Here is a 19397-nt window from a genome sequence, read left to right on the forward strand (position 1 = left end):
ATTCAATAAAAATATAATTTATATTAATTATATCACTTATGGACATTACAGATGAATAAAGAAATTAATACTAATTTAGTGGTTATAGGAGGAGGTCCAGCAGGTTATTCAGCTGCCTTTAGAGCTTCTGATTTAGGAATTAAAACAATTTTAATAGAAAAAAGTAAAGTTTTAGGTGGAGTTTGTCTAAATATGGGATGTATTCCTTCAAAAACTTTATTACATTTTGCAAAATTTTTACAAGAATATCAAGAATTTCTGGATTTAAATATTTTTTTTAATAAAATTGATTTTAATTTAAAAAATTTAAAGATTTGGAAAAATAATATTATTCAAAAAATGAATAATGGATTAAATATTTTAGCTAATAAAAGAAATATAAAAATAATTTACGGAAAAGCTTCTTTTATAAATAAAAATAAAATTATTGTTGATAATGATACTAATAAAAAATTTTTTATAAATTTTAAAAATGTTATTATTGCTTCTGGTTCAAAACCAATAAAATTACCTTATGTTAAAACATCAGAAAAAAGAGTTTGGTACTCTACAGAAGCATTAAATGTTCCTTTTATTCCAAATCGTATGTTAGTTATTGGAGGAGGAATTATTGGGTTAGAAATGGCAACAGTTTATAGTTCTTTAGGTGCGAAAGTTGATGTAATAGAAAATTCTGAAAGAATATTACCCTCTGTTGATATAGATATTAGCAGTTTTTTTATGCAAACAATTAAAGAAAAATTTAATTTAATGTTACAAACTTCTATTAAAAATATTAATTTTAAAAAAGATTATATATTAGTTGAAATTAAACAAAAAGATATTATAAAAAAAATGCATTATGATGTAATTCTTGTTTCAATAGGAAGATTTCCAAATACAAATTCTTTAAAATTAAATAATACAGAAGTTCAATTAAATGAACGTAAATATATTATTACAGATCAGCAATGTAGAACAAATATTTCAAATATATTTGCTATAGGAGATGTATCTGGTCCTCCAATGTTAGCTCATAAAGGTATATATGAAGGTCATATTTCTTCGGAAGTAATTTTTGGAAAAAATCATTTTTTTGATACAAAAATTATTCCTAATGTTTGTTATACAGACCCAGAAGTTGCATGGGTAGGAATTACAGAACAAGAAGCAGCAGAAAAAAATATATCATATTCTACGTCTATTTTTCCATGGAATGTTTTAGGTCGTGCTCATGCTTCAAATTCTTCTATAGGATTAACAAAATTAATATTTAATAAAAATACTAGACAAATTATTGGAGGTTCTGTTATTGGAAGAAATGCAGGAGAATTATTAGGGGAAATTACATTAGCTATAGAAATGGGTTGTGATGTTTCTGATATTTCATTAACTATGCATGCTCATCCTACTTTATATGAATCTATAAATTCTGCATCAAAGATGTTTGAAGGAACAATTACTGATTTATTAAATATAAAATAATTTTCTTACAACTTTTTTTTTTGATGTTATGCGTTATAAGTTATACATAACATCAAAATTTTAATTATTATAAATCATTTAATTTATTAAAAACATTATAATTATTAGTTAATAAATTTTAATTAATTAAATATTTTTTAAATAATTTTTTTATAAAATTATTATATAAATTTAAAAAATTTTTTTACATATGATTTGATATTAAACTTTCATATTTAATTTATTATATTTAGATATTTTATAAAGAATATTATAAAATATATTTAATAAAATATAATTTTTTTAATAAATTTAAATAAGTAATTATATACATATATTTAATTATTTTTTATCAGAAATATATAATTTAATAATTGATATAAATATTTATTTATAATAAAAAATACTTTTATTAACTTAAATTATTTTTTTAATTTATAGAATATATTTTTGAAAGATTTGTTTTAATATATTTTTAAAAATAATAATTTTCATATATATTTTTTAAATTTTGATTTTTATATATTGTATTATATGTAATAATATTTTATAAATTTATATAATTTTTTATTTAAACTTTGTGTTTTAAAAAATTTTTTATTTATTTTTTTTTAAAATTATTATCATTTTAATATAATTTTTTTATATATTTAATAAATTTATTATATAATTTTATATACTAAAAGATGTTCCGCAACTACATGTAGTTTTTGAGTTAGGATTAGTAACAATAAATTTTGATCCGTTTAAATTTTCAATATAATCTATTTTCCCTCCGATTAAATATTGTAAGCTAATTGGATCAATAACAATAAAAATTTTTGATTGATAAATTATATAATCTTTTTTATTACTTTTTTTATCAAATTTAAATCCATATTGAAAACCGCTACATCCGCCTCCTGTAACGTATATTCTAAATTTGATATCTTGATTATATTTTTTCTTAATTAAATTTTTAATTTGTAAAATCGCAGATTTAGTGAATTTAAGTGTGTTGTTAAAATTTTTTTTCATTAATATAATATCTTTTTTAAATAAAATTTATTTTTTTAAAATTAAAGTGTTTCAAACTAAAAAAAATTTTTAAATAGTTTATATTTATATGAATATAAATGTATTTTTATTAAATTTTTACTTAATATTTAATATTTTTAGATTTTTTTTTAAATAATTATTTTTTTCTTAAAAAAGTAGGAATATCTAAATATGAATTCTTTTTATCAATTATTTTTTGAATATTTTTATTTTTTATTTTTTCTGTATTTTTATAAGAAAAATTCAAAGGATTTAATCTTTTATATCGGTAGTCATTTATTTTATCTGTTATAGGAGTATTATTATTTTTATTAACGGTTTCTAGTTGTTTTTCTAAACCAATACCTGTAGCTACAACAGTTACTCTTAATTCATCGTTCATATCCGGATCTAATGAAGTTCCAATAACTACTGTTGCATTATCAGAAGAAAATGCACGTATAGTATTTCCAACTATTTCAAATTCGTCTAATCTAAGATTCATACCTGCAGTAATATTTACTAACACGCCTTTTGCTCCTGATAAATCAACATCTTCTAAAAGAGGACTAGAAATAGCAATTTCTGCCGCTTCTTCTGATCTATTTTCTCCAGAAGAAATTCCAGTTCCCATCATAGAATAACCCATTTCAGACATTACTGTACGTACATCAGCAAAATCAACATTCATTAACCCAGGTCTAGTAATTAATTCTGCTATACCTTGAACTGCACCTTTTAAAATATTATTAGCTGCACTAAATGCGTCTAATAAAGAAATTCCTCTGTTCAAAACTTTTAATAATTTATCATTTGGAATAATAATTAAAGAATCAACATATTTAGATAGTTCTAAAATTCCTTGATCCGCGCATAATGTTCTTTTCTTACCTTCAAAATGAAATGGTTTTGTTACTACTGCAACAGTTAATATACCTAATGATTTTGCTACTTCTGCGATTACTGGAGCAGCTCCTGTTCCTGTTCCTCCTCCCATTCCAGCTGCTATAAATATCATATCAGCTCCTTCTAAAGCTTTTTTTAAGATCTCTTTATCTTCTTCAGCTGCAGTTTTTCCAATCTCAGGATTTGCTCCTGCTCCTAGACCTTTTGTTACATTAATTCCGATTTGTATAATTTGACTTACTTCTATTTTTCTTAAAGCTTGCGCATCAGTATTAATAGCAAAAAATTCTACTCCTTCAATGTTTTCTTTTACCATATGTTCAACAGCGTTTCCTCCTCCTCCGCCAACTCCAATTACTTTAATAACTGCATCATTACTTGCTTCTACTTGTTCAAACATGTTAATTTCCTATTATATTATTTTGAATTAAAAATATTAATATTTTATTAAGATTATTTAAATATTCTAAAATTTAAAAAAATTTTTTATGATATTAAACCAATTTTTTTCTCTATATATAAAATTATTTTCTAAAGTATATTTTTTATTGTAAAAATTTAATAAACCAATTACTGTAGAATATTCAGGCTGATTAATATCATATTGTAACCCAGTGATGTTTTTTACGGAACCGATTCTAACTTTCATTTGAAAAACTCTTTCTGCACAGTCAATAAAAAATTTAGTTTTAGACACTCCTCCTGTAATTACGATTCCTCCGTTAAAATGATATTTAGAATTATTTTTTTTAAATTGTTTTTGTAATTTTAAAATTTTTTTATTAATTATTTCTAATAATTCTAAACATCTTAATTCAATTACTTCAATGAGTTTTTCTTGATTAAAAGTTTGTGATTTATTATTTGTAGATTTTTTTATTTCAATTTTTTTTAAATTTTCTTGAAGAAAACTTGATGCACATCCATATTTTATTTTTAAATACTCTGCATCAGACATGGAAATTGAAAAAGCATAAGAAATATCTTTTGTAATAATATTACCAGCATATGGTATGACTTGACTATGTTGTAGCGATCCATCAATATAAATTAAAAGATCTATAGTTCCTCCACCAATATCAAGCATACATACACCTAGTTGTTTTTCTTCTTCTGTTAAAATTGCTTGACTAGAAGCTAAACCTGAAAATATTACTTTATTTACATGTAGATTACATTTTTTAACAGCCTTAATAATATTTTTTTCTATGTTATAATAAGATGTTATTAAATGTACTTTAGCTTGCATACGAATTCCAGATAAACCTAAAGGATTTTTTATTCCTTTTTGTTCATCAATAATATATTCTTGAGGAATTACATGTAAAATATGACATTTATCATTAATTCTAACAGATTTTGCTGTATTAATTACATTTTTTATATCTTCTTTATTTACTTCTCCTGTATTAATTGATACCATACCAATTTCATTTTTATATTGAATATATTTATTTGAAAAAGATAAATTAATAGAATTAATTTTTCGATTTGACATTTTTTCTGCTTGATGGACCGATTTTTTTATACATTGTACCATTGATTCTAGATCATGAATATTTCCTTTATCAATACCTTGAGAAGGACAATTACCTATACCTAGAAATTTAATTTCTCCATTTTTAATTTTTTCTCCTATTAAAACAGTAACTTTTGTAGTTCCAATTTCTAGACCTACAATTAATTTTTTATTAGTTAATTTTATCATTTTTAACTCGTAATATATTTTTATTTATTTAAATCATGTAAATTTTATTATATATTTTTGTATTTCATATAAATTAAATTACTTAATTTTATATTTTTTGAATATAATTTTATAAATTTTTTATTAATTTAATTAAAATATTTTTAATATTTATTTTTTTAAAAATGTTATAAGAATATTTTTAAGAATTATGAATTAGTTTTGCACTTCTTAAAATAGCACTTCTAGATCTTGAATTGTGTAGTATTTCTTTTTTTGTAGGAAAAATTTTTTTAAATATTTTAAATTTATATTTTTTTTTATGCATTTTTTTTAATTCTTGATATGTTAATGGTATATTTTTTGGTATATTAGGTATTTTACGACTATTTTTAAACATAAATTTTTTTATAATTTTATCTTCTAATGAATGAAAACTAATTACAGATAATATACCTCCTGGTGACAAAACTTTTATTGTTTCTAATAATACTTTTTTTAATTCTTTTAATTCTTTGTTTAGATAAATTCTGATAGCTTGAAAACTTCTTCTAGCAGGATTTTTTTTTTGATATGGAGTAGATTTTAATATTAAATTATATAAATCAGATGTTCGTAGTATTGGTTGAATATTATTTTGTTTATAAATATTGTATGCAATCTTTTTATAATATCTTTCTTCTCCATATTTTTTTAATATATTTTCTATTTTTTTTTTTTTAGATTTAATTAACCATTGTGCAGCAGAAATACCTTTTTTTTGGTTTATTCTCATATCTAAAGGTCCATCTTTTTTAAAAGAAAATCCTCTGTTTGGATCATCTAATTGTACAGAAGAAATTCCTAAATCTAATAAAATTCCATTGACTTTTTTTATAATGTTATGTTTTTTACAAAATTTTTTTATATTTGAAAATGAACCTTGAATAAAAGTAAATCTTTTATCTTTAATTTTATGAGCGATCTTTATAGATTGTGGATCTTTATCAATAGCATATAATTTTCCATGACAATTAAGTTTTTTTAAAATAGATCGACTATGACCTCCCGATCCAAATGTTGCATCAATATAAATTCCATTTTTAATTATTTTTAAAGATTTAATTGATTGTTTTAATAATACAGGAACATGCATTTATATTATTTACCGAAAATTAATAAGATTATAAGAATATTTTATAATAGATTTTTTATTTTTATATAAAATATAAATATTTGATATAAAAATTTTTTATAAATAATAAATTTATACAATTTTACATATTTTTAAAATTTAAATTTTAAAAAAATTGTTAATTGTTATAATTTTTTTAATTTTTTATATATATGAATATATTATTTTAAATTTTTTTTACTTTTAAAACATTAATTAGTTTATATAATTGCTTATAAATTTGTTTAATAAATTTTTTATCTCCTTTAGTAGTAATAATTATAGAAAATAATTTTTTATTTGAAATTGGTTTCATTTGCATATTTTCAATATGATATCCTCTTTGTGCAAATAAACTTATAATTCTAGATAAAATATATGATTCATTTTCTGTAATTATAGATAAAGTTTGTTTCATAATTTATGTTTTCCTTATTTTTTTTAATTGCATATCGTTCATTCCTCCTCCTTTAATTTGCATAGGATAGATATGTTCAGTAGAATCAATTTTAATATCTACAAATACAAGTTTATTTTGAGAAAGGTAGTTTAATGCTTGTTTTATTTTTTTTTTTAAAGTCTGAGGATTAGAAATAGATATACCGATATGTCCATAAGATTGAGCAAGTTTTACAAAATTTGGTAAAGATTTCATATATGAATGTGAATGTCTACCATTATATATAATATCTTGCCATTGCTTAACCATGCCTAAAGCACTGTTATTTAAATTAAATATTATAATAGGAATTTGATATTGCATTGCGGTAGATAGTTCTTGAATATTCATTTGAATACTTCCATCTCCTGTAATACAAATGACATTTTTTTTAGGAAGAGCTAATTTGACGCCTAATGCAGCTGGAAATCCGAACCCCATAGTACCTAAGCCTCCAGAATTAATCCATCTTCTAGGTTTATCAAATAAATAATATAAAGCAGTAAACATTTGATGTTGTCCAACATCTGAAGTAATATAAAATTTTCCTTTAGTTAACTTTAATATTGTTTGTATTACATATTGTGGTTTAATTTTTGTTGTGCTATTTTTATATTCTAAATTATTAATTTTTTTCCAGAAAAAAATTTTTTTCCACCATAATAAAATTTTTTTATTAGATTTTGGATATTCTTTTTTTTTTAAATATTTTATAAATTTTTTTAAAACTTTTTTAATATCTCCAATAATTTCAATATCTGCTTTTATTGTTTTAGAAATAGATGTAGGATCTATATCTACATGTATTATCTTTGCAAAAGGACAATATTTTTTTACATTATTTGTAGTTCTATCATCGAATCTAACTCCTAATGCTAAAATAATATCAGAATAATGCATACTCATATTTGCAGCGTATGTTCCGTGCATTCCTAACATTCCTAAATTTTGAGAATGCGTCCCAGGAAATCCTCCCAACGCCATAAGTGAATTAGTGACTGGAAGATTTAATTTTTCTATAAAATATTTTAATTGTTTTGAGCAATTAGAATTTATAACTCCACCTCCAATATATACTATTGGTTTTTTTGCTTGTATAATTTTTTTTATAGATTTTTGAATTAATTTTTTTTTAATTTTATTATAATTTTTATAAGATTTGATATAAATTTTTTTTGCATGAATATAAGGAATTTTTTTTTCTGAAGATAAAATATTTTTAGGTAAATCTATAACAACAGGTCCAGGTCTTCCGTTTAATGCAATTTGAAAAGATTGTTTTATTGTGTGAGCAATATTTTGAGTTTTTTTTACTAAAAAACTATGCTTTACTATAGGTCTAGAAATTCCTATCATGTCGCATTCTTGAAAAGCATCATATCCAATTAATTTTAAATCTACTTGTCCCGAAATAACAATCATAGGAATAGAATCCATATATGCTGTAGCAATTCCAGTGATTGCATTAGTTGCTCCTGGACCAGAAGTCACTAACACTACTCCTATTTTTCCTGTAGCTCGTGTATAACCATCTGCCATATGAGTTGCAGCTTGTTCATGACGTACTAAGATATGTTGTATTTTTTTGACATTTTTTAAAGCGTCATATATTTCTAAAACTGCGCCTCCAGGATATCCAAAAATATGCTTTACTCCTTGATCAATTAATGATCTTACAAGAATTTCTGCACCTGAAAAAATTTTCATATATATTCTCTAATATTTTATTTTTTTAAAAATTTTAAGAAAAACTAAATTATTTTTATTATAAAAATATATTTATTATTAATAAATAATAAATAATTTAAGTAAAAATTTTATAGTTTTTTAATGAATTTATGATTTTTATAATAAAATCGTTTTATATAGAATTATTAATGATTATTAATATAAATAATATTATTTTATAAGTAATTAAATTTGATATTATTTTTTAATTTAAAAATTAATAAATAAATATTAAATATAATAACAGAAGAATGAAAAAAAAAATATTATATAATAAATAAATATAAATTTTTTAATGTTATTTTAATAATCTTTATAAAGATATTATATATTTAAATTAATTAATAAAATTATTTATTAATAAATAATTTTATATAAAAATTTTTATAGTAATTATATATAAATATTTTATCTAATTAATTAATATTAATAATTATATTTTTTATTAAAATATTTATTTTAATTTTAAGTATTATTTTTATTTTAATCTAATTAATTTATATATTATTTATAGTTTTTTAATAATTAAATTGTAATTTGATTCTCGAGAGTAATATGAATATAAATTTTTTTTTAAAAAGAATAATAATATTATTTTTTGTCTTTATCACATTATTTTTTTCACAATTAGCTTTATGTGAAAATCAAACTAATACTACAAATGATTTTGTTTCAAATACAAATCTTAATTTAGCGCCGATGTTAAGAAATATTATGCCTTCTATAGTACGTGTGATTACTAGTTATCATGATTTTCATGGTAGATATTTTTATAATGCTTCAGAAGAAAACAAAATAGATAATTCTTTAAATTTAAACCAAAATAATTTTAAATATAAAAATTTTTTTAATAAAAATAAATTATTAAAAATATATAAAAAATATACTTTTAGCCATATAAATAGTCATAAATTAGGTTCAGGAGTTATTATTGATTCTAAAAACGCTTATGTTATAACTAATTATCATGTTATTCATGAAGCTTTTAAAATAGATGTTTATTTAACTAATGGAAAAATATATAATGCAAAATTAGTAGGAAAAAGTAGAAATATGGATTTAGCTTTACTTCAATTATGTGATGCAGATAATTTAAAATCTATAAATATAGCGGATTTTAAAACTGTGCATATTGGAGATTATGCTATTGCAATAGGTAGTCCATATAATTTAAAAAATTCTGTTAGTTTTGGAGTAGTGTCTGCTTTACGAAGACATAATGAAGCATTGAATTTATATGATGATTTTATTCAAACTGATGCAGCAATTAATCATGGAAATTCTGGTGGACCATTAGTAAACACTAAAGGTGAATTAATTGGTATAAATACTTCTGTTTTATCTGATTCTGATAATTCTGGTAATATTGGTATTGGTTTTTCTATACCTACAAATACTATTTTAAGATTTGTAAAACAAATTAAAAAAAATGGAGAATATCATCAAGGAGAATTAGGAATTTTAGCTACACAGTTAAATGATTATATAATAGATGAATTAAATCTTTCTGTTCATCATGGAATATTAATAAATTCTGTTCAAGAAAATTCTGCTGCGCAAAAAAGTGGTTTATTTCCTGGAGATATAATTATTTCAGTAAATAAGAAAAAATTTCATAGTATGTTTACTTTAAGGTATATTTTAAAAGATTTTGTAGAAAATGATGTTATTTATTTAAAAATTATAAGAAATAATCAATATATTACTAAAAAAATAAAATTAAAATATTATCCATCACTTGTACAACATGCAGCAAAATTTCATTATAAATTAGACGGTGTTTTAGTAAAAGTATATGATTTAAAAAAAAATCAAACAAAATTAAAAAGTTTTATAGATTATTATACAAATAATTTTTTTACTCCTAATATAAATGGAATTATTATAAAAAATATAAATAAACATAGTTTTGCTAAAAGATCTGGATTATGCAAGGATGATATCATTATTTCAGTAAATCATGTAAAAGTTGATAGTATGGAGTCTTTTAAAAAAGCTTTATCTATTTATCAAAATATTATTATTTTAGAAATTTTTCGACAAACAGATAAAATTTTTTATATTATTTTTTAAAATGATTATAATTTTTTTTACACCGCCCAGAATTTTTATATAATTTATCGGGCGGTTTCAATATTTTTATAATATTGAAAATTTTAAGAATAATTATTTTTTATTTCTTAATAAATGATTAATTTCTGTTTTATTTAAAGTTTTAGAATCTACTTTTTTAACTATAATAGCGCTATATAAACTATATTTTTTATCTTCAGAAGGTAGACTTCCTGATACTACAACTGATTTTTTAGGAACTCTTCCATAATATATTTTTCCGTTAGTACGATCATATATTTTAGTACTTTTACCAATAAAAACACCCATAGATATCACAGATCCTTTTTCTATAATAACTCCTTCAACTATTTCAGATCTTGCACCTATAAAACAATTATCTTCAATAATTGTAGGATTATTTTGTAAAGGTTCAAGAACTCCACCAATTCCAACTCCACCAGAAATATGAACATTTTTCCCTATTTGAGCACAAGATCCTATTGTTGCCCAAGTATCAATCATACTTTGACTACCGATATAAGCGCCTATATTTACAAAACAAGGCATTAAAATAGTATTTTTTTCAATGAATGATCCATATCTAACAATTGTGGAAGGAACTATACGAATTTTATCTTTTTCAAATTTCTTTTTTGTATAATTTTCGTATTTTAAAGAGACTTTATCATAATAAGAAGTAAAATTTGCATTAAATATTTTATTTTTTTTTAAATATAAAAATAGTAATATAGATTTTTTTATCCATTCTTGAGTAATCCATTTTTTATTAATTTTTTCTGATACACGAATTTTTCCATTATTAAGCATGTCTATAACAGTTTTTACTGCATTTAAAATTTTTTTATCATTCACAATAGTTTGTAGATTTTCTTTTTTTTTATACGCTGAATTAATTATTTTTTTTATATTATTCACATTTTTCTCAGTTTTTTTATAAATATATTTAGTTTAAATTTATTTTTTTAAATAATTTTTTCATTTTTTCGTAAAGTTAATACCTCATATCCAGTTTGTGTAACTAATATTGTATGCTCATATTGAGCAGATAAACTATTATCTTTTGTTTTTACAGTCCATTTATCTTTTTCGCAATATATATATCTTTTTCCAGAGTTAATCATAGGTTCAATTGTAAATATCATACCTTCTTTCAGTAATATTTTATTACGATGATCGTCATAATGTAAAACATAAGGTTCTTCATGAAAATTTTTTCCAATTCCATGTCCGCAGTATTCGCGTACAACAGAAAAATTATTTTTTTCTGCTATTTTTTGAATTTTCTTTCCTATATTTCTTAAAGGTAGATTTGGTTTTACAATTTTTATAGCTTCATATAAACTTTTTTGTGTAATATAACATAATTTTTTTGCAAGATTAGAACATTGACCTACAATAAACATTTTAGAAGAATCTCCAAAATATCCATCTTTAATTATAGAAATATCAATATTCAAAATATCTCCGTTTTTTAATTTCTCTTTATAACTAGGGATTCCATGACAGACTACATTATTTCTAGAAATACAAGTATATTTTGGATATCCTTGATATCCTAAACACGCTGAAATAACTTTTTTTTTATTATAAATATAATCTTTACAAATATCATCAAGCTCTCCTGTACTAATTCCAGGAGTTATATATTTTTGTATCATATTTAATACTTTAGCAGTAATTTTTCCTACTATTCTCATTTTTTCTATATCAAATTTATTTTTAATGATAATCACTATAAAATCCTATATTTTTTGATATTAATTCTTATTAATATTAAATATTTATAAAAATATATTTTATATTTTTTATACTTAATAAATGTATATTATAATATATATTTATTTTTTGTTCTCTTTAAAAATAATATTTTATATATATTTTTATTAAGGTATATATATAAATAATATAAATATATATAATATAAATAATATTTGTGTTTTAATTTTTACTAAAAAGTTTTTTTATAAATATATAGGTGATATATGATACAAATCTCTATGAAAAAAATGTTACAAGCAGGTGTTCATTTTGGACATCAAACACGTTATTGGAATCCTAAAATGAAGCCTTTTATATTTGGTTCACAAAATAAAATACATATTATTAATTTAGAAAAAACATTACCAATGTTTCAAAATGCGTTATTAGAGTTAAAAAAAATTCATTTACGAAATGGAAAAATTCTTTTTGTGGGTACAAAAAAATCTGCTCGTGATTTAATCAAAAAATCTGCTATTTTATGTAAACAATATTATGTTAATCATCGTTGGCTTGGTGGCATGTTAACTAATTGGAATACTGTACGACAATCTATACAAAATTTAAAAAATTTAGAAAATCAATCTCAAGATGGAACATTTGATAAACTTACTAAAAAAGAAGTTTTGCTGAGAACTCGTAAATTATGTAAATTAGAAAATAGTTTAGGAGGAATAAAAAATATGGGTGGTATTCCAGATTGTTTGTTTATTATAGATGCTAATTATGAAAGTATTGCTATAAAAGAAGCAAATCATTTAAATATTCCTGTATTTTCTGTTGTAGATACAAATTCTAATCCTGATGGAGTGAATTTTATTATTCCAGGCAATGATGATGCTATTCGATCTGTAAATTTTTATTTAGAACAAGTAGTTTTAACAATTCAAGAAAATATTAAAAAAAAAGAATTTACATATGATGATGTTTTTAAAACAAATTAATATTTTAAATATATATTTAAAAAGATTTATAAAATTTTTATTTAAATTTTTTACAGTGTTTAAAAATTTATTTTATTAATAATATATTAAAGAAGGTTTTATGAAAATTTCATCGAATTTAGTAAAAAAATTAAGAATCATAACTGGATCTGGTATTTTAGATTGTAAAAAAGCTTTATTAAAAACACAAGGCAATATTGATGTAGCTATTGATTATTTAAGAAAAAAAGGAAAATCTAAAGCATTAAACAAAACATCTAGAAAAACTTTACAAGGATCTATATTTACTAAAATTAAAAAAAATATAGGAGTAATTTTAGAGATAAATTGTGAAACAGATTTTGTATCTAAAGATAAAAATTTTATTGATTTTGGAAATAAAATTATAGAATATGCTTTACAAAAAAAAATAAATGATTTAAATCAAATACAAAGAAAATTTGATTCTGATAAAATGAATTTAATTTCTATACTAGGTGAAAATATTCAAATTTCTAAATATTCTATTTTAATTGGTAATTTTATTCACAATTATTTACATCATTTTAGAATAGGTGTTTTAGTGCAAAGTAATTCTGAAAATTGTTCTATAATGAAATATATTGCAATGCATATTGCAGCTAGCAAACCTTTATATTTAAATCCTGAAAGTATTCCGAATGAAGTTCTTACAAAAGAAAAAAATATTCAGTTAGATATGTCTTTACAAACAGGAAAATCTAATTTTATAGCAGAAAAAATAGTTTCTGGAAGAATGAAAAAATTTTTTAGTGAAATTACTTTAGTCAAACAACCTTTTGCATTAGATCCAAAAAAAACTGTTGAACAATATTTATTAGAACATAAGATTTTATTAAAAAATTTTATTCGTTTTGAGGTTGGTGAAAAAATTATATAAATTATAAAATTTTTAATTACCTTAAATTTTTTTATATTCATTACACAAAAAATTTTATTTAAATTTTTTAATAAATATTGTCTTGATAGGTTTTTATTATGGTGAAATGTAATAATTTTCTTAAATATTCTCGAGTAGTTTTAAAATTAAGCGGAGAATCTTTAACTGGTGTAAATAGTAATTCTAGTATTGATGCACATTCTTTACTTTTTTTATCTAAAGAAATTAAAAAGATTACAGATTTAAATGTAGAATTAGCTATTGTAATAGGTGCTGGAAATTTATTTAGAGGAAATAAATTACAAAATTGTGGTATGAATAGAGTAGTTGCAGATCATATTGGTATGCTTTCAACTGTGATAAATGGATTAGCATTAAATAATTTTATTAGTCAAATGAATATTAAAACTGTATTAATGTCTTCTATTCCATTAAATGGAATTTGTGAAATTTATGATTGGAACAAAGCTATAGATTTATTATCGCAAAAAACTGTTGTAATATTTTCTGCTGGCATTGGAAACCCTTTTTTTACAACAGATTCAGCTGCATGTTTAAGAGCTATTGAAATTCAAGCTGATATCGTATTAAAAGGTACAAATGTAGATGGAGTATATACATCTGATCCAAAAAAAAATATTAATGCTGTTTTATATTCTCAATTAACATATAAAAAAGTGTTAGAAAAAGAATTTAAAGTAATGGATTTATCAGCTTTTACTTTAGCTAGAGATTATAAATTACCTATTCGAGTTTTTAATATTAATAAATTAAACGCTTTGTTTAGAATTATCAAAGGTTTTAATGAAGGTACCTTAATAAATTAATTATAAAATATTTTTAAATGAAAATATAAACATATTAAATATGAATTAAAATTAATTTTTTACATAAAATATTTTTAAATACATTAAAATAGAGTTAAATTATGATAAGTGATCTTAAAAATCAAACTAAAGAAAAAATGGAAAATTGCATTAAAAATTTTATTCATATTATAAATACTTTAAGAACTGATAGAGCTTCTCCTGATTTATTAAAAAATTTATATGTTGAATATTATGGCAAAAAAACAATTTTAGGTAATATTTCTAATATCATTGTAGAAGATGCTCGTACTTTACGAATTAATACTTTTGATCATAAAATAAATAAAAAAGTTGAAAAAGCTATTATAAATTCTAATTTAGGATTAAATCCAGTTTCTGTAGGACATGTAATTCGAGTACCAATACCGCCATTAACCGAAGATAGAAGAAAAGAATTAATTAAAATTTTACATAAAAAATCTGAAATTAGTAAAGTATCTATTAGAATAGTTCGTAAAGAATCTAATGATTTAGTAAAAAATTTTGTTAAAAATAAAGATATTAGTCAAAATGAAGAAAAAAAAATACAAAATGAAATTCAATTATTAACAAATTTTTATATTAAAGAAATTAATAATTTAACGATAAAAAAAGAAAAAGAACTAAATAATTTTTAAAATATAACTTTAATTTATATTTCTAAATTTTTAAATAAAACATTCTATAAAAATAAATTTATAGAAAGTAAGTCTTATAAATACATAATTTATATTATAAAAAATGTATGTTAATAAAATTTTTAAATATTAATAAATTATTTTATATTAAAAATATGAATATAAATATTATTTTTTTATAGTTATTATTACAAAGAATATATGATTAATATATTTTTATAGACAATAAAAAGAGCATATGACATATGTTAAAATTATATTTTTAAATTTTATTCTAAAAATAAAAATTAGATAAATGATTTATTATATGTCTTTCAAATAATAAGTAATTAAAACTATTTTAGTTTTATTTGTTTATATAATATAATTTTGTATAAATTTTTTAAATATATTTTATTTAAATACATTTTTTTAATAAAGTGTTTTATTAAAATAAAAATTTTCTATATAATTTAAAATTTGTCTTTTTATTTCTATTTAAATATATTAATTATTTTTTTATGTACATCATATAAAATTTAAATATATAAAATATATAAATTTATTTAAATATCAAATACATTGAATGTATTTTAAAAATAAATATATGCATATAATAAAAGTATTTATAAAAATATTTATGTTTTTAAAAAATTTTTATTTAAATAATTAATTATTTAACAATTATGAATATGTATTAATTGAGTTAGTTATAAATAAATTTATTCATCGAGAGGTTTTCTATTAAGAAAATTTATAATAATATGAAAATAAAAAAATTCTTTTTATTATTTTTATTAATTTTTAGTATAAATACTGGATATGCAAATAATAAAATATTATTTACAGAAATTTCATTTATAGGATTAGAACGAGTATCTCAAAAAGTAGCTTTAAGTTATATCACTTTTCATAAAAATGAATTTATTTCTGATAATGATATACAAAATAGTGTTCAAAATTTATTATCAAGTCATAAGTTTCAAAGTGTAAATTATTCTCAATTAAATAAAAAAATAATATTTACAATAAAAGAATTTCCTATATTATCTAAAATTTCTATTGAAAGTAATAATAAAATCAATGTTGATGTTATAAAAAATTTATTAAATACGTCTAAAATATTTAAACAAAAATTTTTCGATAAAAAAAAATTATCAATATTAAAACAAGAAATATTAAAATATTATTCTCAAATTTTAAGAAATCATGTTTTCGTGAGTTTTAAAGTTTTAGATAAAGAAAAAAATACTCAAAATTTAAAAATATGTATAGTAGATGAAGGAGCTACTTATATAAATAAATTGATATTTCTAAATAATAAAAATTTTAATACAGATTATCTTTTAAACTTATTTTCTTTTTATAAAAAATCAATTTTATTTCAAAAAAAATATTCTAATAATTTTAGTTATGAAAATTTTCAACAAGGATTAGAAAAATTATATCATTTATACAACAGCTTAGGATATTTGAATTTTCATATAATTAATACTGAGTTTAAGTATTTTAATAAAAAACATAATGTCGATATTATATTGAAACTTCATGAAGGAAGTCGTTATTTTGTTTCTTCTATTTTAATTCATGAAAAAAAACCATATATTATTAAAAATTCTGATATTGCATCATATATAAAAATTAATGAATTATACAATATTGATAATTTTTTTATTTTGCAAAAAAAAATTCAAGATTTACTTTTAAGACATGGATATTTTTATGCCAATATTTCTATCATTCCTACTGTAAATAAAATAAATAAAACAGTAGCATTTAATATCAATATTAATAAAGGTAATTCTTGTAAATTAAATAGTATTCGGATTCAAGGTAATCAAGGTATTAAAGAACAAGATTTAATGAACATAGTGAAATATCAAAAAAAAAATAGTATTGTTAATATAGATTTAATTAAAAAAGATTTACAAATTTTACAAGAAACAAATTTTTTTGATCAAATTTCTTTTTCAATTCATCCAGTATCTTTAACAAAGTCATCTTTTTTAGATTTAATATATTTTGTTCGTGAAAAAAAATCAAACACTTTTAATTTTGGTTTTGGATATAATACTTTACATCAGATAAATTATAATTTTCAATTTAAAAAAAATCATATTTTTGGTATGGGTAATTCGCTTTCTATTAATTTAAATAAATCTTTTAATAAGAGTAATATGGAAATATTTTATCAAAATCCATATTTTACTATTAATAAATTTTTTTTAATGGAAAAATTTTTTGCTAATATTGATGAATCTCATTCCATACAAAATCTATATAATTATAAAAAATTTCCGGATACAAAATCAGAAGTGTTTTATAGTAATTTAGTTAATTTTATTAAAGTTTATAAATTAAATTTTAAAAATAAAATTTTAAATTATGGTTTTGAACAAGTTTTAGGAATACCACTTTTTTCAAAATTTATTTTAAATACATCTATTGGATATGAATATAATGAATCTAAAAGTATATTTAATAATAATATTATTTATTCTCATATTGATTTAAATCAAAATATGTTTAAAATAATTAATTTAAATAATATTTTACATATTAAAAAAGATTTTTATATTTATAATTCTATTTATTTTAATAAATTAAATGATCCGTATTTTCCGAATATAGGTAATGAAATTAATTTTTCTATTAAATCATTTTTTCCTATATATGAAAAAAGTTATTTGCAATTAATATTTAATAGTAAACAATATTTTCCAATTATAAAAAAAAATAATTTTTTAACATTATTTATTCATTCTTATTTTGGATGTGAAGTATTTCAAAAAGATAACTTATTATTTAGTGATTTTGCTAATTTTTATAATAATAATAATGATTCTATTAGAGGTTATATTAGCGGTAGAATTGGTCCAAAAATTTTAAAAGAAGATAGTATATTTAATGAAAATATTAGTAGTTCGGATTTAGATAAAAATAATTTATCATCGATATATAAAAAAAATAATTTTCTAAGTCATTCAGTAGGAGGAAATTTAATATCTATTAATAGTATAGAATTAATTTCTTATATTCCAATTATTGAAAATAAATATTCTAAAGATTGTAGAATATCTTTTTTTATAGATTTTGGTAATATATGGAAAAATAATTTTTTATTAACAAATGATGATATTAATAAAAATTTTATTTATTTTAATCCTACAAGTATTTATGCATCATATGGTTGTTCTTTAAAGTGGAAATCTCCTTTTGGTTTAATATCTGTATCTTATGCTTTTCCTATAGGAAAATATCATGATGAAGATTTAGAAAATTTTCAAGTTCGTTTTGGATCTTAGTTTTCATATTTATTTGAAATTGTAATATAAAAAATCAATATTCATCTTATTTTTTACTATTTAGTTATTATAAGATGAATTTTATTTTCATATAAATTATTTAAATTTTTGGTTTAATAATACATGTGCTCTCTTAAAGAAATTCATTTTTTAGAATTTATTCCACATCGATATCCTTTTTTGTTTATTGATAAAGTCATTAGTTTTAAAAAAAAATTTTATTTAAAATCTAAAATTACATTGAATTCTAATAAATTTTTTTCTGGTCACTTTCCTAATTATCCTGTTTTTCCAGGAGTATATATATTAGAAGCGATGATGCAATCTGCTGGAATTTTAATTGGAAAAAGTAATTTTAATGTTTTATCTAAAAAAAAAATATATTATGTAACATTTATTAAATCTGCTAAATTTAAAAAAAATGTTTTTCCAAATGAAACAATTTATATTAAAATATTTTTTCTTAATAATTTTAATAATTTTATTAAGTTTAAGGGATATGCGTTTGTAAAAAATTTACTAGTTTGTGAAGCAATTTTTACTCTTTATATTAAAAGTGATTTTTAAAATAAAAATAT

The 19397-nt window shown here is 19.9% G+C and carries 16 protein-coding genes; 8 read left to right on the forward strand and 8 right to left on the reverse strand.

Translation table 11 applies throughout. The annotated features are described in order from the left end of the window. Positions 1-51: 51 nt before the first annotated feature. Positions 52-1464 carry a dihydrolipoyl dehydrogenase gene (gene lpdA / locus AB4W57_RS00830; RefSeq protein ID WP_367677675.1) on the forward strand — a complete coding sequence of 471 codons (1413 nt, stop codon included), beginning with the start codon at positions 52-54 and terminating at the stop codon, positions 1462-1464. A 651-nt stretch (positions 1465-2115) separates the two neighbouring features. On the opposite strand, the gene erpA is transcribed toward lpdA, so the two are convergent. The 6 genes from erpA to ilvB all read right to left on the reverse strand — a co-directional run bounded on the left by erpA (position 2116) and on the right by ilvB (position 8352). Next, the gene (gene erpA, locus AB4W57_RS00835) at positions 2116-2460 is read right to left on the reverse strand and encodes an iron-sulfur cluster insertion protein ErpA (protein ID WP_367677676.1); all 345 of its coding nucleotides are present in this window, start codon (positions 2458-2460) and stop codon (positions 2116-2118) included. 157 nt (positions 2461-2617) lie between these two features. Beyond that, positions 2618-3766: a cell division protein FtsZ gene (gene ftsZ / locus AB4W57_RS00840; protein ID WP_367677677.1), complete on the reverse strand. Its 1149-nt coding sequence runs from the start codon at positions 3764-3766 to the stop codon at positions 2618-2620. Positions 3767-3832: 66 nt separating this feature from the next. Next, the gene (gene ftsA, locus AB4W57_RS00845) at positions 3833-5074 is read right to left on the reverse strand and encodes a cell division protein FtsA (RefSeq protein WP_367677678.1); all 1242 of its coding nucleotides are present in this window, start codon (positions 5072-5074) and stop codon (positions 3833-3835) included. Between the two features lie 181 nt (positions 5075-5255). Next, positions 5256-6188: a 16S rRNA (cytosine(1402)-N(4))-methyltransferase RsmH gene (rsmH, locus tag AB4W57_RS00850; RefSeq protein WP_367677679.1), complete on the reverse strand. Its 933-nt coding sequence runs from the start codon at positions 6186-6188 to the stop codon at positions 5256-5258. Between the two features lie 205 nt (positions 6189-6393). Beyond that, entirely contained in the window at positions 6394-6624 is a 231-nt protein-coding gene (gene ilvN, locus AB4W57_RS00855; protein ID WP_367677680.1) for an acetolactate synthase small subunit, read from the reverse strand. Between the two features lie 3 nt (positions 6625-6627). Next, on the reverse strand, positions 6628-8352 hold the full coding sequence (ilvB, locus tag AB4W57_RS00860; RefSeq protein ID WP_367677681.1) for a biosynthetic-type acetolactate synthase large subunit: 1725 nt from the start codon (positions 8350-8352) through the stop codon (positions 6628-6630). A 576-nt stretch (positions 8353-8928) separates the two neighbouring features. Between ilvB and AB4W57_RS00865 the strand changes: the two genes are divergently transcribed. Then, positions 8929-10446, forward strand: a complete 1518-nt coding sequence (locus tag AB4W57_RS00865; RefSeq protein WP_367677682.1) for a trypsin-like peptidase domain-containing protein — start codon at positions 8929-8931, stop codon at positions 10444-10446. Between the two features lie 93 nt (positions 10447-10539). Here the strand turns inward: AB4W57_RS00865 and dapD are convergent, their stop codons facing one another. Together dapD and map are read right to left on the reverse strand one after the other, a co-directional pair. After that, positions 10540-11355, reverse strand: a complete 816-nt coding sequence (gene dapD, locus AB4W57_RS00870; RefSeq protein ID WP_367677716.1) for a 2,3,4,5-tetrahydropyridine-2,6-dicarboxylate N-succinyltransferase — start codon at positions 11353-11355, stop codon at positions 10540-10542. 56 nt (positions 11356-11411) lie between these two features. Next, a complete protein-coding gene (map, locus tag AB4W57_RS00875; protein ID WP_367677717.1) occupies positions 11412-12185 on the reverse strand; it encodes a type I methionyl aminopeptidase in 774 nt (257 codons plus the stop codon). Between the two features lie 246 nt (positions 12186-12431). Here map and rpsB point away from each other — a divergent pair, with 246 nt between their 5' ends. The 6 genes from rpsB (at position 12432) to fabZ (ending at position 19386) form a co-directional block, all read left to right on the forward strand. Further along, a complete protein-coding gene (gene rpsB, locus AB4W57_RS00880) occupies positions 12432-13151 on the forward strand; it encodes a 30S ribosomal protein S2 (protein ID WP_367677683.1) in 720 nt (239 codons plus the stop codon). 100 nt (positions 13152-13251) lie between these two features. Continuing rightward, positions 13252-14049, forward strand: a complete 798-nt coding sequence (gene tsf / locus AB4W57_RS00885; protein WP_367677684.1) for a translation elongation factor Ts — start codon at positions 13252-13254, stop codon at positions 14047-14049. A 98-nt stretch (positions 14050-14147) separates the two neighbouring features. Beyond that, entirely contained in the window at positions 14148-14876 is a 729-nt protein-coding gene (gene pyrH / locus AB4W57_RS00890; protein ID WP_367677685.1) for a UMP kinase, read from the forward strand. A 101-nt stretch (positions 14877-14977) separates the two neighbouring features. Next, the gene (gene frr / locus AB4W57_RS00895; RefSeq protein WP_367677686.1) at positions 14978-15535 is read left to right on the forward strand and encodes a ribosome recycling factor; all 558 of its coding nucleotides are present in this window, start codon (positions 14978-14980) and stop codon (positions 15533-15535) included. A 743-nt stretch (positions 15536-16278) separates the two neighbouring features. Next, on the forward strand, positions 16279-18819 hold the full coding sequence (bamA, locus tag AB4W57_RS00900; protein ID WP_367677687.1) for an outer membrane protein assembly factor BamA: 2541 nt from the start codon (positions 16279-16281) through the stop codon (positions 18817-18819). 123 nt (positions 18820-18942) lie between these two features. Further along, positions 18943-19386, forward strand: a complete 444-nt coding sequence (fabZ, locus tag AB4W57_RS00905; RefSeq protein WP_367677688.1) for a 3-hydroxyacyl-ACP dehydratase FabZ — start codon at positions 18943-18945, stop codon at positions 19384-19386. Positions 19387-19397: the final 11 nt, after the last annotated feature.

It is taken from the genome of Buchnera aphidicola (Chaitophorus populicola) (assembly GCF_964058995.1).
GTDB classification, from domain to species: Bacteria; Pseudomonadota; Gammaproteobacteria; order Enterobacterales; family Enterobacteriaceae; genus Buchnera_J; species Buchnera_J aphidicola_BO.